Below are 12693 nucleotides of genomic sequence, written 5' to 3' on the forward strand. Positions count from 1 at the left end.
GCGCGATGCGAGACCTCTTCGACCGTTGCGTCGGCCATCAGTTCCTCGGGGAGGGACCGGCGGAGGGTCGCCCGCGCGGTCTCCCGGGCCTGCCGGGCGGTCGGTGGAGGAGGGTCTCACCAGCGGAACGTACGCATCCGCATCTGTTGGCGCATACGGGCCGCACGAGCCCTGCGGGGCTGGACGCGGTCGCGCAGTTGCTTCGCCTCGTGGAGCTCCCGCAGGAACTGGGCCCTGCGCCTGCGACGGGCAGCGTCACTCTCCTGCGCGTCCGCCACGTTCTCCTGCGCGTCGGGCAGGTCGCGCGCGTCGCGTCCGGTCCGCCACTGCTTCCGCTGCTTCCCGTCGGGCAATCGACACACCACCCCAAGCCTGGGTCCGTATGCCCCCACCTTCCCCTCGAACAGGTGGTTGATGCCAGCGCGGACTGGCGGAGAGCGGGTCCGGCGCCCGGCTACTGTTGACGGCATGCGGATCCACGTCGTCGACCACCCGCTGGTGGCACACAAACTCACCACACTGCGCGACAAGCGCACCGACTCCCCGACCTTCCGGCGGCTCGCCGACGAGCTGGTCACCCTCCTCGCGTACGAGGCCACCAGGGATGTGCGGACCGAGCAGGTCGACATCGAGACCCCGGTGACGCCCACGACCGGTGTGAAGCTGTCCCACCCGCGGCCTCTGGTCGTGCCGATCCTGCGCGCGGGGCTCGGCATGCTGGACGGCATGGTGCGGCTGCTCCCGACCGCCGAGGTCGGCTTCCTGGGCATGATCCGCAACGAGGAGACGCTCCAGGCGGAGACGTACGCCACGCGGATGCCCGAGGACCTCTCCGGCCGTCAGGTCTACGTCCTCGACCCGATGCTGGCCACCGGCGGCACGCTCGTCGCGGCCATCCGGGAGCTGATCAAGCGCGGCGCGGACGACGTGACGGCGGTCGTCCTGCTCGCGGCGCCGGAGGGCGTCGAGGTGATGGAGCGCGAGCTGGCCGGTACGCCGGTCACCGTGGTCACGGCCTCGGTCGACGAGCGGCTCAACGAGAACGGCTACATCGTGCCGGGCCTCGGCGACGCCGGTGACCGGATGTACGGCACGGTCGACTGACCCCGGACGCGGTGACTGCCGGCGCCGGGGCCTCCTGCGGCTCTCAGCAGGAGGACGGCGCCGGGGCGGGCTTCGTCAGGGCCACGAGCGCCGTGGCGGCCGCCGCGGGAGTGCTGAACGTCTTGAACTTCGTACCGATGATCAGGTCGACGTCCGCCGTGCTGCGGGTGTCGGTCTTCTGCGCGGCACCCGGCAGTTGGGTGGCGAGTACAGGGAACGAGCCGTTCATGGCGGTCGGGCCGCCGAGCAGCATCCCGGTCCCGGTCACCTTCTTGTCGTAAGCGGCCGGGGCGTTGTCGACCTTGCCGATGACGAAGCCGCGCTTCTTCAGCTCGTCGGCCGCGGCCTTGGCCAGTCCGCTGCGCGGCGTCGCGTTGTAGATGTTGACCTTGATGGCGGCAGGTTTCGGGAGGACCTTCGCCTGTGTCGAGGCCTTCGGGGAGGGGCAGGCCCGCGGATGGGCCGCCGCGTTCGCCTGCCCGTCGCCGCCGGTGAAGACGTCGATGAGCTGGAGAGTGCCCCAACCGGCCAGGCCGAGGGCCACCGCGGCCGCGGCCGCCGAGAGAACCAGCTTGCGGCGATGACGGGGGCGGCGCATGCGGGGATAGGTGTTACCCGTGATGCGGTACTTTCCGCCCATGCCGGGAGGGGTCAGCATGCTCATGGGCGCAGCGTAGTGCGACCTGGTGATGATGCCTACTAAATGATCAACCTATGGCACCCATCCGAGCATAAAAGCACCCGAAAGGCGCCGAAATGCTCCATGGGTGGGAGTGGCGTGGTCAGCCCAGTTCGAGGACGCGGGCGTGCAGCACTTGGCGCTGCTGCAGTGCGGCGCGCACGGCGCGGTGCAGCCCGTCCTCCAGGTAGAGGTCGCCCTGCCACTTCACGACGTGGGCGAACAGGTCGCCGTAGAACGTGGAGTCCTCGGCGAGCAGGGTTTCGAGGTCCAGCTGGCCCTTGGTGGTCACCAGTTGGTCCAGGCGGACCGGACGCGGCGCGACATCCGCCCACTGTCGGGTGCTTTCCCGGCCGTGGTCGGGATATGGCCGCCCATTTCCGATGCGCTTGAAGATCACACGGAAAGCCTACCGGGCCGGGACCTCCGGGCGCAGCCACGGGACGGGAGTGCGATGCCGGGCACAGGGAGATCATTCGGCCCAATACGGCGAACGGCCCGCGTTGTCCCCGGCGCCGCTCCGGTGTGTCACGCCCGCGGGCGGTGAGCGTGGCTCGCCGCCCGCGGGCGCGGGTCCGGGGTCCGCTACTCGGTGACGCCTTGCGCGTGGCCCTCACGCAGGCCTCCGCCGACGCCGGGCTCACCCGTGGCGGGTGCGGCGGGGACGGGGCGGGCCAGGGAGCGCAGGTCGTGGGCGTAGGTGCCCACGGCGTTGGCGATCACATCGATGTTGGTGTCGAAGTGCCCCATGTCGATGTTGTCGAGGTCGTCGCAGGCCGCGTGGTAGCAGGGGTCGTACGCGATCCCCGCGGTCCCGCCGAAGGTCTCGGCCTGGGCGGCCGTCTTGATGCCCTCGGCGCCCGTGTCCGTGCCGCCGGACGGAATGCCGGCCTCGATGAACGGCCCGTAGTCGGAGCGTCCGGTGAAGTCCGTACCGGTGTGCGGCTTGCCCTTCCGGTCCAGGAAGTCGTTGATGTCGCGCTCCAGTTGGGCGGAGCCCTCGGGGCCCGGGCCTTCGCCCACACCGTCGGAGTCGTCACCGTCGAAGACGAACTGGGCGCCGTTCGGGGAGGCGATCATGTCGAAGTTGAGGTAAAGCGCGATCTTCTCGCGCTGCGCATCGGAGAGCTTCGCGACGTACGCCTCCGAGCCCAGCAGTCCGTTCTCCTCGGCCGACCACCATGCGAAGCGCACCTTGTTGGCGGGGTCGCGGTGCGTCTTGGCGAGTTCCAGGGCGACTTCGAGGAGTCCGGCCGAGCCGGAGCCGTTGTCGTTGATGCCGGGGCCGTCGGTGACCGAGTCGAGGTGGGCGCCGAGCATGACCGTCTTCGCGGCGTTCCCGCCGCGGGTCTCGGCGACGACGTTGCGGGTCGTGCGCTCCTCCTGGAGCTGACGGATCTCGAAGGAGACCTTCACCTCGCCCTTGGCCAGGTCGGCGACGAGCTTCTCGCCCTCGGCCAGGGTGAGACCGCCGGTGGGTATCTTCCCCGACGCGACGTCGCCCAGGGTGCCGGAGAGGACTCCTTCGGTGTTGTTGTAGATCACCGCGCCGGCCGCGCCCGCCACGGAGGCCGCCTCCTGCTTCTGGGCGAAGGAGCAGCCGCCCCGCTTGATGAGGGCGATCTTGCCGGTGAACGTGGCACCGCCGTAGTCGGCTGCCTCGCAGCCTGTGGTGTCGTCGGCGGGGACGACGGCGAGCGCGGCGGTGATGCCGCCCTCGGGCGTGGAGCGGGTGTACGTCATCGCCTTGATGCCGATGTCACGGGGCGTGGGGGAGACCACGGAGAGCTTCTCGGCGAGGGTCTCGGTGTAGACGAAGTCGAAGGCCTGGTAGCCGACCCGGTAGCCGGCTTTCTGGAGCAGCCGGTAGACGTAGGCGGCGGAGGCGTCGTGGCCGAGCGAGCCGGCCGCGCGATGGCCGTCCGCCGAGTCGGCTATGGCCTGGAAGCGTTCCAGGTGGCGGAACGCGTCCTTGGCCGACGAGCCGTCGACCAGCTTCCGCGAGAGCTTGGCGGCTTCCCTGGCCGGGTCGTGCGAGGGGTGTCCGTGATGGGGGGACACGGCGAGGAGGAGCGGTGTGGCCAGGGCGGTGGCGGCCACAACAGCCATGGCTCTGCGACGAGTTGCGTGCACAGGAGTCCTTCCGGTGTAGACGGATGTGCAGGAAAGCTAGCGAGCCGGCCGGTTCCTGTGAACAGGTGAGACGGTTCCCGGTTGCGCGCATGGCCTGTTACCGATCGGCCGGGGGCCGGTTCCCGGTGGTCCGCCCGGCCCGATCGTGATCATCCGGATGTGCCGGCCGCTTTGGCCGCTGCCTTCGCCTGCTGCTTGTACGCCCGCACCTCGGTGAGGGAGTCCGGCCCGGTGATGTCGGCGACCGAGCGGTGCGAACCCTGCTCGCCGTAGGCTCCTGCGGCCTCCCGCCAGCCCGTCGGCCGTACGTCGAACTGCTTGCCCAGCAGGGCCAGGAAGATCTGGGCCTTCTGCGTGCCGAAGCCGGGCAGCGCTTTGAGCCGTTTCAGCAGTTCCGCACCGGTGGCAGCGTCCTCCCAGACCGCTTCGGCGCGCCCGTCGTACTCGGTCACGAGGTACTGGCAGAGCTGCTGCACCCTTTTGGCCATGGAGCCCGGATAGCGGTGCAGGGCGGGTTTCTCGGTGAACAGCCCGGTGAAGGCCTCGGGGTCGTATCCGGCGATCGCCCCGGCGTCCAGGTCGTCCGAGCCCATGCGCCGGGCCAGGGTGAGAGGGCCGGTGAAGGCCCACTCCATCGGTACCTGCTGGTCCAGCAGCATGCCGACGAGGGCCGCCAGCGGACTGCGGGCCAGCAGCGCGTCCGCGTCGGGCTGCTGGGCGATACGCACGGTGCGGGCTCCGCCGCTGTCATTCTTGGTCATGTATTCGATGATCGCGAGAGTGGACGGGATCGGCGAGTCGGTGTCGGGTCCCGGAGGTGTCGGAGCCGGTGAGAGGTTCCCGGCACCATGCGGGTGTTGCTCCGGAATCACTCCGCCGCGCGCGGCCGGAAGGCGCCCCCGTAGAGTTCGGCTGCGTTGTCCGACGAACCCCGAGGTGCCGGCCGTGTCCCCCGCATCCCCTCCGCACCGCGCCCCTGCGCCCGCCTCCGCCGTGTGTGTCGTGGGCATCGGCGCCGACGGCTGGACGGGGCTCACGGATCCGGCCCGCGCCGTGCTCACGGCCGCCGACGTCCTGATCGGCGGCGAGCGCCAGCTGCGCCTGCTCCCGCCGGAGTGCGCGGGCCTGCGTGTGCCCTGGCCGTCACCGCTGCGCCCCGCGGTGCGCGGTCTGCTCGCGGAGCACACGGGCAGCAGGACCGCCGTCCTCGCCAGCGGCGACCCCATGTTCTACGGCATCGGCCGAGCGCTCACCGAGGAACTGGGCCACGGGGCACTGCACGTGCTGCCGCACCCGTCCTCGGTGTCGTATGCCTGCGCCCGGCTCGGCTGGCCGGTGGAGGACACCGCGACCGTCACCCTGGTCGGCAGACCGGCCGACCGGCTGGCCGCCGCGCTGCACGACGGGCGCCGGCTGCTCGTCCTGTCCGCCGACGCGGCCACGCCCGCCGTCGTGGCCTCCCTGCTGCGGGACCGGGGTTTCGGGCCCAGCCGGATGCGGGTGCTGGAACAGCTCGGCGGCACGGAGGAGGACTGCCTGGACGGCACCGCCGGCACCTGGGCACACCCGCCGGGGGACCCGCTCAACGTTGTCGCGGTCGACTGCGTACGCGCGCCCGGGGCCCTGCGCCTCGGAGCCGTACCCGGGCTGCCCGACGAGGCGTACGAGCACGACGGACAGCTCACCAAGCGCCACGTGCGGGCCGCCACGCTCGGCGTGCTCGCGCCGGCGCCCGGTGAACTCCTGTGGGACGTCGGCGGCGGCTCGGGGTCGATCGCGGCGGAGTGGATGCGGACCCATCCCTCCTGCCGCGCCGTCACCGTGGAACGGGACCCCGTGCGGGCCGGGCGCATCACCCGTAACGCCGGCCGGCTCGGTGTGCCCGGGCTGCGCGTGGTCACCGGACGGGCCCCGGAGGCCTTGGCCGGGCTGCCCACGCCGGACGCCGTGTTCGTCGGTGGCGGGCTCACCGCGCCCGGTCTGCTGGACGCCTGCTGGGACGCGCTGCCCCCGGGTGGCCGGCTGGTCGCCAACACCGTCACGCTGGAGTCCGAGGCGCTGCTCACCCAGTGGTACCGGCTCCACGGTGGCGACCTGGTCCGTCTCGCGGTGGCCCACGCGGTGCCCGTCGGCGGCTTCACCGGATGGCGTCAGGCCATGCCGGTCACCCAGTGGTCCGTAAGGAAGCCCGCGGTCGTGTCCGCTCAGGATCTCCAGCCCGCCCCAGACCCCTCGCACGCTCCAGGAGACGACAGATGACCGTGTACTTCATCGGTGCGGGCCCTGGTGCCGCCGACCTGATCACGGTGCGCGGCGCCCGCGTCCTCGCCGCGAGCCCGGTCTGCCTGTACGCCGGCAGTCTCGTGCCCCGCGAGCTGCTCGCCGAATGCCCGCCGGACGCCCGGCTCGTGGACACGGCCCTGCTCGACATCGACCAGATCACCGCCGAGCTGGTCCGGGCGCACGAAGGTGGCCACGACGTGGCGCGGCTGCACTCCGGGGACCCCTCGGTGTTCAGCGCCGTGAACGAGCAGATGCACCGGCTCGACGAGGCCGGTGTGCCGTACGAGGTCGTGCCCGGCGTACCCGCGTTCGCCGCCGCCGCCGCGGCACTCAAGCGTGAGCTGACGGTGCCCACGGTCGGGCAGACCGTGATCCTCACGCGGATCGCGCAGCGCGCCACGGCGATGCCCGAGGGCGAGGACCTGGACACCCTGGGCCGCAGCGGGGCACTGATCGTGCTGCACCTGGCGGCGCGCTACGTGGACCGGCTCGTCGACGAGCTCCTGCCGCACTACGGCGCCGACTGTCCTGCCGCCGTCGTCGCCATGGCCTCGCGTCCGGACGAGATCGTCCTGCGCGGCACGCTGGACTCCATCGCGGAACAGGTGAAGTCGGCGGGAGTGATCCGGACCGCGGTCATCATGGTCGGACGGACGCTGGGCGCCGAACAGTTCCGGGACAGCCACCTCTACTCCCCGCACCGGGACCGCCACACCTGCTGAGGGCCGCCGCGCAGGGGTCTCCCCGTCCGCCGGCGCCTCCGCCGGTGGATCAGCGGACTGCGCTGCGCCCCACGACCGTTCCCGCCCGGTCGACGCAGATCACGTCCACCGCCACCGGGGCCCCGCGCAGCACCGAAAGTGCCTGGTCCCGGGCCTCCACCGCCACGAGGTCACCGAGCGGCACCCCGGCCGTGGCGCACAGCTGAAGCGCGGCGAGCCCGGTGTTGGCCACCTCGATCTCCGCCGCCAGCGCCTCGCTCGCGCCGCCCTGCCGGGCCAGCCGTGCGAGGAAGGGCTTGTCGACCTGGGAGCGGGCCGAGTGCAGGTCCAGGTGACCGGCGGCGAGCTTGGACAGCTTGGCGAACCCGCCGCAGATGGTCAGCCGCTCCACGGGGTGCCGGCGCACGTACTTCAGCACCGCGCCCGCGAAGTCACCCATGTCCAGCAGGGCGATCTCCGGCAGGCCGTACTCCGCCACCACCGTCTTCTCCGAGGTCGAGCCCGTGCACCCCGCGACGTGCCGGTGTCCGGCGGCCCGTGCCACGTCCACCCCGCGCCTGATCGAGTCGATCCAGGCCGAGCAGGAGTAGGGCACCACCACGCCCGTGGTCCCCAGGATGGAGATGCCGCCCAGGATGCCCAGGCGGATGTTCCACGTGAAACGTGCGATCTCCTCGCCGTCGTCCACCGAGACGGTGATCTCGACGTCGCCTGTGCCGCCGTGCGCCTGAGCCACCCGCGCGACGTGGTCCCGCATCATCTGGCGGGGTACGGGGTTGATCGCCGGCTCCCCGACGTCGAGGGGCAGCCCGGGAAGCGTAACGGTCCCCACGCCGGGTCCGGCCCGGAACACCACTCCGGAACCGGCCGGAAGCAGCCGTACGGTCGACCGCACCAGGGCACCGTGCGTGACGTCCGGGTCGTCGCCCGCGTCCTTGACCACACCCGCCGTGGCCTGTCCGTCCGCGAGCTCCTCGACCGCGAGGGCGAAGGCGGGGGTCTGGCCCCTGGGCAGGGTGATGGTCACCGGATCGGGGAACTCTCTGGTCAGCAGTGCCGTGTACGCGGCCGTGGTCGCCGCCGTCGCGCAGGCACCGGTCGTCCATCCCGGCCGCAGACCGGTGTGCTTGAGTTGGGCGGCGCGCCCGCCCCGCGCCTCACCGCTCATGGATGGACCGATCCGATGCCCTTGCACGTACTCGTCCTCGGCGGCACGACGGAGGCCCGCCGGATCGCCGAGTCCCTGTCGGCCACGGACGGGACGAGGATCACCAGCTCACTGGCCGGCCGGGTGGCCCGGCCGAACCTGCCGCCCGGCGAGGTCCGTGTCGGGGGCTTCGGTGGCGCCGAGGGCATGGCCGCATGGCTCCGCGCACACCGTGTGGATGCGGTCATCGACGCCACCCATCCCTTCGCCGGAACGATCAGTTTCAACGCGGCCTCGGCCGCCGCTGCTGTCCATGTTCCCCTCCTGGCCGTGCGCCGGCCCGGCTGGGTGCCCGTGGGGGGCGACCGCTGGTACCTCACCGACTCACTCGCGGGAGCCGCCCGGCTGCTGCCGGGGCTGGGACGGCGCGTGTTCCTCACCACGGGACGCATGGGGCTCGCCGCGTTCGCGGAGCTGGACTCGCTGTGGTTCCTGATGCGCTCCGTGGACGCCCCCGAGGCACCCTGTCCCCCACGGATGGAGATTCTGCTGGACCGGGGGCCGTTCTCCCTGGAGGACGAGCGCGAGCTGATCCGGCGTCACCGCATCGACGTCCTCGTCACGAAGGACAGTGGCGGCGATGCGACGGCTCCCAAGCTCACGGCCGCCCGCGAGGCGGGGATCCCGGTGGTCGTGGTCCAGCGCCCGCCGGTCCCTGCCGGGGTGCCGGTGGCCGCCACCCCGGAGGAGGCACTGGGCCTGCTGCGGGCCGTCCTCGCGGGTTCCTGATCCGCCGTTCACCGATCGGCCGGGGCGCGGATCCCGTCAGTCCGCCGGACCCTGCCCCGCCGCGTCCTCCGGGTAGCGCCGCGGCGTCCAGACGATCTGCCGGCCGTCACCGCGGTGCACCCAGCGGGTCTGCGAGGAGCCCACGATCAGGATGGTCCGCATGTCCACCTCCAGCGGGTCCAGATCGGCCAGCCGCACCGTGCGCACGCTCTCCGACGGACCGCCGACATCGCGGCCGAGCACCACGGGGGTGTCGGGGGAGCGGTGTTCGAGGAGCAGGTCGCGGGCCTTGCCGACCTGCCATGTGCGGCTGCGGGAACCGGGGTTGTACAGCGCCATGACGAGGTCGGCCGCGGCCGCCGAGCGCAGCCGTCCGGCGACGACCTCCCACGGCTTCAGCCGGTCCGAGAGCGAGATGGTGGCGTAGTCGTGGCCGAGCGGCGCCCCCGCCCGGGCGGCGGCGGCGTTGGCCGCGGTCACCCCGGGCAGCACCCGCACGGGGATGTCCGCGTAGGCGTCCTGCGAAGCCACTTCCAGGACCGCCGTGGCCATCGCGAAGACCCCGGGGTCGCCGCCGGACACCACGGCGACCCGGTGTCCCCTGCGTGCCAGGTCGAGGGCGAACTCCGCGCGCTCGGACTCCACCTTGTTGTCGGAGCCGTGCCTCTGCTGGCCGGCCCGGACCGGCACCCTGTCCAGATACGTGGTGTAGCCGACCACGTCGTCGGCGGCGGCCAGCGCCCCGCGGGTCTCGGGCGTCAGCCACAGCGGGCCGGCCGGTCCGGTGCCGACCACGAGGACCTCGCCGGACCCCGGGGCCCGTTCGGGGCGTGGTGCGTCGATCCGACTGGGCAGCACCGCGACCGCGAAGTACGGCACGGAGTCAGCGTCGGTGTCCGCCAGGGCGCCGGTCCGCTCGCCTGCCATCGTGGCGCGCTCGACGTACCGCGCCTCGGCCAGCCGCCCGGACGCCTCGAACGCGCGCCGCACCGCCGGGAACGTCCGGCCCAGCTTCATCACGACGGCCGAGTCCGTGGCCGCCAGACGCGCCGTCAGTTCCTCCTCCGGCAGGGTGCCGGGCAGGATCGTCAGCACCTCCTCGGCCTCGACGAGGGGGGTGCCGAGCCGGGCCGCGGCGGCGCTGACCGAGGTGACGCCGGGGATGACCTCGGTGTCGTAACGGTCCGCGAGACGCTTGTGCATGTGCTGGTAGGAGCCGTAGAAGAGCGGGTCGCCCTCCGCGAGCACTGCGACGGTGCGTCCGGCGTCGAGGTGCACCGCGAGCCTGGCGGCGGCCTGCTCGTAGAACTCGTCCAGCGCGCCCCGGTAGCCGCCCGGGTGGTCCGTGGTCTCCGTCGTGACGGGGTAGACCAGCGCCTCCTCGATGTGGTCGGCGCGGATGTACTGCGCCGCGATCGAGCGGGCGATGGAGCGGCCGTGCCGGGCCGAGTGGTAGGCCACGACGTCGGCCTCACCGATGATCTGCACGGCGCGCACGGTCATCAGCGCCGGGTCGCCGGGGCCGAGCCCGACCCCGTACAGCCGTCCGGCGCCTCCCGTCCGCTGCTGCTCGGGCACGCTCACTCCTCCTCGCTGGCGATGGCGTTGACGGCGGCGGCCGCGATGGCGCTGCCGCCGCGCCTGCCCCGTACGACGAGGTGCTCGAGCCCGGACGGGTGGGCGGCCAGGGCCTCCTTCGACTCCGCCGCGCCGATGAAGCCGACGGGCACACCGATGACGGCGGCGGGACGCGGGGCGCCCTCCTCGATCATCTCCAGCAAGCGGAAGAGCGCGGTGGGGGCGTTGCCGACGGCGACGACCGCCCCTCCCATCCGGTCCCGCCAGAGCTCCAGGGCGGCGGCGCTGCGGGTGGTGCCGAGCTTCGCGGCCAGCGCGGGGACGGCCGGGTCGGACAGGGTGCAGATCACCTCGTTGTCCGCGGGGAGCCGCTTGCGGGTGACGCCGCTGGCGACCATGGCGACGTCGCACAGGATGGGTGCGCCGGACCTGAGAGCGGCGCGAGCGTCGGCCACGGCGTTCGGCGAGAAGGCGAGATCGCGTACGAGGTCGACCATGCCGCAGGCGTGGATCATGCGGACGGCGACCTGGCTCACGTCGGCCGGCAGCCCTGCCAGATCCGCCTCCGCGCGGATGGTGGCGAAGGACTGGCGGTAGATCGCCGGTCCGTCCTTCTCGTACTGGTGCACAGTGCTGTCGCTCTCTTCTTCTGCGTCGGACAGGGGGACAGGGGGTGGTACGTCTTAGCTGCCGGTGCCCCGGGCCGCGGCCACGGCGGCCGCCAGCGCGGCCGGGTCGTCCCGGACCGTCACCGGACCGCCGGCCCGGTCCCCCCGCACGTGGGAGATCCGGTGCCCGTCCGGGGTGGCGACCACGTCGATCCACTCCCCGTGAGGGTGGCCGCACCGGCGTTCGCAACCGGACCAGTACACGGGGAGCCGCCCTCGCGGTCCGACGGCGGCCCCGGCCTGGGCCCGCACGTCGGCCAGCGACTTCGCGCAGCCGGGCCGTCCGACGCAGGCACCCACCCCGGCCCACGCGGAGCCGGATCCGGTGATCAGACCGGCCTCGGCGAGGGCGCTCGTGAGGGCTTCCGCCGCATGGAGCGCGACCCCGGTGACGACCACCCCGCGCCACGGGGTGAGTCTCATCTCCCCGGCGCTCGAGAGCAGTTGCCACTGTGCGAGGTCCAGCCGCCCGAGCGGTACGCCGACGGACAGTGCCGCTTCACGCCCCCCGCCCCGTACCGGGCCCGGCACGGGGGTGCGGGCTTCGAGGGGCCGGGGGCGATGTGCGGGTGAGGTGGTGACCCCGGCCTGCCGAAGACGTCGTACGACCTCGTCGGCCAGCGCGGTCCCCGCGTCGCCCGGCAGGTCCTCGACCCGCCAGGCGCCGGTTTCACCGGCCGCGTCCAGGAAGGACCCGGCGGCGACGAGCAGGGCACGGGGGCCTTCGGCACAGGGGAGCCGGAACACCGGGTCCGTGGATCCGACGCGCAGCGCGGCGCCGGCGTCGTGGCCGATGAGGGTCAGGTCGGCGCCCAGCGCGTCCACGTCGCCCCGGCCGTCGTCGAGGGCGAACAGGAAGCGTCCGGAGAGTTCCGTGGCGCGGTCGCTCGCGCAGAGGAGCCGGTCCAGCTCGGCCAGCCACGGTCCGACGTCGGTGATACCGGCGCCGTCCAGCCCGGAGAGCGGGGATGCGACCACGTTGCGTACGCGTTCGTGGCGCTGCGAAGGCAGCAGCCCGGCCCCCTCCAGGAGCCCGGCCAGGTCCGCCCCGCAGTCGGGGGCGAGCCCGCGCAGTTGGACGTTCCCGCGCGAGGTGAGATGCAGCTCGCCGTCGCCGAAGCGTTCGGCGGCGTTCCCCAGCTCCCTTGCCTGACGAGGCGTCAGAACCCCGCCGGGTATCCGGATCCGCGCCAGCGCACCGTCGTCCGCCCGGTGCAGGCGCAGGGCCCCGGGGCAGGCGTCACCGCTGCTCCGGGCACATGCGTCGCCCGGCGAACGGGGCGTAAGGGGGGAGGCGGACATGGCGGCGAGCATACCGACCGTGACCGGGGCGGGCCCCTGCGGTCACTGTGACCTACGGGACACCCGCCGGGCCCCCGGCCAGAGTGGGGCCGTCTGGTCAGTCCCGAATCCGCAGGTAGTGCGGGGTGTGTGGCAGCTGATATGGCGACAGGTGCACTTTGCCGGTGAGAAGATCGAGGTTCCTACGCCTAATCGACTCGCCCATGAAAGTGCACCTGCCGAGTGAAGAAGATATCGCGTCGTCGTACCGCCTCTCGCACCCCCGGCAAGCGGTGGTCGAGGGTGAGA

Annotated in this window: 13 protein-coding genes; 4 read left to right on the plus strand and 9 right to left on the minus strand. The window is 72.7% G+C overall.

Features of this window, described 5'->3' with window-relative positions:
• Positions 1 to 116 precede the first annotated feature (116 nt).
• Complete coding sequence (locus tag ACFU5K_RS19985; RefSeq protein ID WP_384063326.1) at positions 117 to 353, minus strand: hypothetical protein; 237 nt, start codon at positions 351 to 353, stop codon at positions 117 to 119.
• A 115-nt stretch (positions 354 to 468) separates the two neighbouring features.
• Between ACFU5K_RS19985 and upp the strand changes: the two genes are divergently transcribed.
• Positions 469 to 1104, plus strand: a complete 636-nt coding sequence (gene upp / locus ACFU5K_RS19990) for a uracil phosphoribosyltransferase (RefSeq protein WP_073750868.1) — start codon at positions 469 to 471, stop codon at positions 1102 to 1104.
• A gap of 43 nt (positions 1105 to 1147) precedes the next feature.
• Here the strand turns inward: upp and ACFU5K_RS19995 are convergent, their stop codons facing one another.
• From ACFU5K_RS19995 to ACFU5K_RS20010, 4 genes are all read right to left on the minus strand, one after another.
• Positions 1148 to 1744: a LytR C-terminal domain-containing protein gene (locus ACFU5K_RS19995; RefSeq protein ID WP_384063355.1), complete on the minus strand. Its 597-nt coding sequence runs from the start codon at positions 1742 to 1744 to the stop codon at positions 1148 to 1150.
• 142 nt (positions 1745 to 1886) lie between these two features.
• Complete coding sequence (locus ACFU5K_RS20000; RefSeq protein WP_003955420.1) at positions 1887 to 2183, minus strand: type II toxin-antitoxin system VapB family antitoxin; 297 nt, start codon at positions 2181 to 2183, stop codon at positions 1887 to 1889.
• Between the two features lie 185 nt (positions 2184 to 2368).
• Positions 2369 to 3892 (minus strand): M28 family metallopeptidase, encoded by a 1524-nt coding sequence (locus tag ACFU5K_RS20005; RefSeq protein ID WP_384063356.1) that lies wholly within the window; start codon positions 3890 to 3892, stop codon positions 2369 to 2371.
• Between the two features lie 173 nt (positions 3893 to 4065).
• Positions 4066 to 4677, minus strand: coding sequence for an HhH-GPD-type base excision DNA repair protein (locus tag ACFU5K_RS20010; RefSeq protein ID WP_384063328.1), 612 nt, complete (start codon positions 4675 to 4677; stop codon positions 4066 to 4068).
• Positions 4678 to 4861: 184 nt separating this feature from the next.
• On the opposite strand from ACFU5K_RS20010, the gene cbiE reads away from it, so the two are divergent.
• Positions 4862 to 6175, plus strand: a complete 1314-nt coding sequence (gene cbiE, locus ACFU5K_RS20015) for a precorrin-6y C5,15-methyltransferase (decarboxylating) subunit CbiE (RefSeq protein WP_384063331.1) — start codon at positions 4862 to 4864, stop codon at positions 6173 to 6175.
• Positions 6172 to 6921, plus strand: a complete 750-nt coding sequence (gene cobM / locus ACFU5K_RS20020) for a precorrin-4 C(11)-methyltransferase (RefSeq protein WP_384063333.1) — start codon at positions 6172 to 6174, stop codon at positions 6919 to 6921. Before cbiE ends, cobM begins: the two co-directional genes overlap by 4 nt.
• Before the next feature lie 49 nt (positions 6922 to 6970).
• On the opposite strand, the gene ACFU5K_RS20025 is transcribed toward cobM, so the two are convergent.
• Entirely contained in the window at positions 6971 to 8089 is a 1119-nt protein-coding gene (locus tag ACFU5K_RS20025) for a cobalt-precorrin-5B (C(1))-methyltransferase (RefSeq protein WP_384063336.1), read from the minus strand.
• Between the two features lie 15 nt (positions 8090 to 8104).
• Here ACFU5K_RS20025 and ACFU5K_RS20030 point away from each other — a divergent pair, with 15 nt between their 5' ends.
• Positions 8105 to 8857 carry a cobalt-precorrin-6A reductase gene (locus ACFU5K_RS20030; protein ID WP_384063338.1) on the plus strand — a complete coding sequence of 251 codons (753 nt, stop codon included), beginning with the start codon at positions 8105 to 8107 and terminating at the stop codon, positions 8855 to 8857.
• 36 nt (positions 8858 to 8893) lie between these two features.
• Here ACFU5K_RS20030 and ACFU5K_RS20035 read toward each other — a convergent pair whose 3' ends face one another.
• Genes ACFU5K_RS20035 through ACFU5K_RS20045 form a run of 3 tightly spaced genes read right to left on the minus strand, consistent with a single transcriptional unit; the run spans position 8894 to position 12417 of the window.
• Positions 8894 to 10435: a precorrin-2 C(20)-methyltransferase gene (locus tag ACFU5K_RS20035; protein WP_384063340.1), complete on the minus strand. Its 1542-nt coding sequence runs from the start codon at positions 10433 to 10435 to the stop codon at positions 8894 to 8896.
• Positions 10436 to 10437: 2 nt separating this feature from the next.
• Complete coding sequence (locus ACFU5K_RS20040; protein WP_384063343.1) at positions 10438 to 11064, minus strand: precorrin-8X methylmutase; 627 nt, start codon at positions 11062 to 11064, stop codon at positions 10438 to 10440.
• A gap of 54 nt (positions 11065 to 11118) precedes the next feature.
• The gene (locus ACFU5K_RS20045; RefSeq protein ID WP_384063346.1) at positions 11119 to 12417 is read right to left on the minus strand and encodes a cobalamin biosynthesis protein CobG; all 1299 of its coding nucleotides are present in this window, start codon (positions 12415 to 12417) and stop codon (positions 11119 to 11121) included.
• Between the last annotated feature and the right edge of the window lie 276 nt (positions 12418 to 12693).

It is taken from the genome of Streptomyces sp. NPDC057428 (genome assembly GCF_042803195.1).
In the GTDB taxonomy this organism is placed as follows: domain Bacteria; phylum Actinomycetota; class Actinomycetes; order Streptomycetales; family Streptomycetaceae; genus Streptomyces.

What these genes read in the sequence shown, in the direction of transcription:
- cobM (WP_384063333.1), top strand. Translation starts at nt 6,172, where the DNA reads ATGACCGTGTACTTCATCGGTGCGGGCCCTGGTGCCGCCGACCTGATC.
- ACFU5K_RS20030 (WP_384063338.1), top strand. Translation starts at nt 8,105, where the DNA reads ATGCCCTTGCACGTACTCGTCCTCGGCGGCACGACGGAGGCCCGCCGG.
- ACFU5K_RS20005 (WP_384063356.1), bottom strand. Translation starts at nt 3,892, where the DNA reads ATGGCTGTTGTGGCCGCCACCGCCCTGGCCACACCGCTCCTCCTCGCC.
- ACFU5K_RS20025 (WP_384063336.1), bottom strand. Translation starts at nt 8,089, where the DNA reads ATGAGCGGTGAGGCGCGGGGCGGGCGCGCCGCCCAACTCAAGCACACC.
- ACFU5K_RS19995 (WP_384063355.1), bottom strand. Translation starts at nt 1,744, where the DNA reads ATGGGCGGAAAGTACCGCATCACGGGTAACACCTATCCCCGCATGCGC.
- ACFU5K_RS20045 (WP_384063346.1), bottom strand. Translation starts at nt 12,417, where the DNA reads ATGCTCGCCGCCATGTCCGCCTCCCCCCTTACGCCCCGTTCGCCGGGC.
- upp (WP_073750868.1), top strand. Translation starts at nt 469, where the DNA reads ATGCGGATCCACGTCGTCGACCACCCGCTGGTGGCACACAAACTCACC.
- ACFU5K_RS20010 (WP_384063328.1), bottom strand. Translation starts at nt 4,677, where the DNA reads ATGACCAAGAATGACAGCGGCGGAGCCCGCACCGTGCGTATCGCCCAG.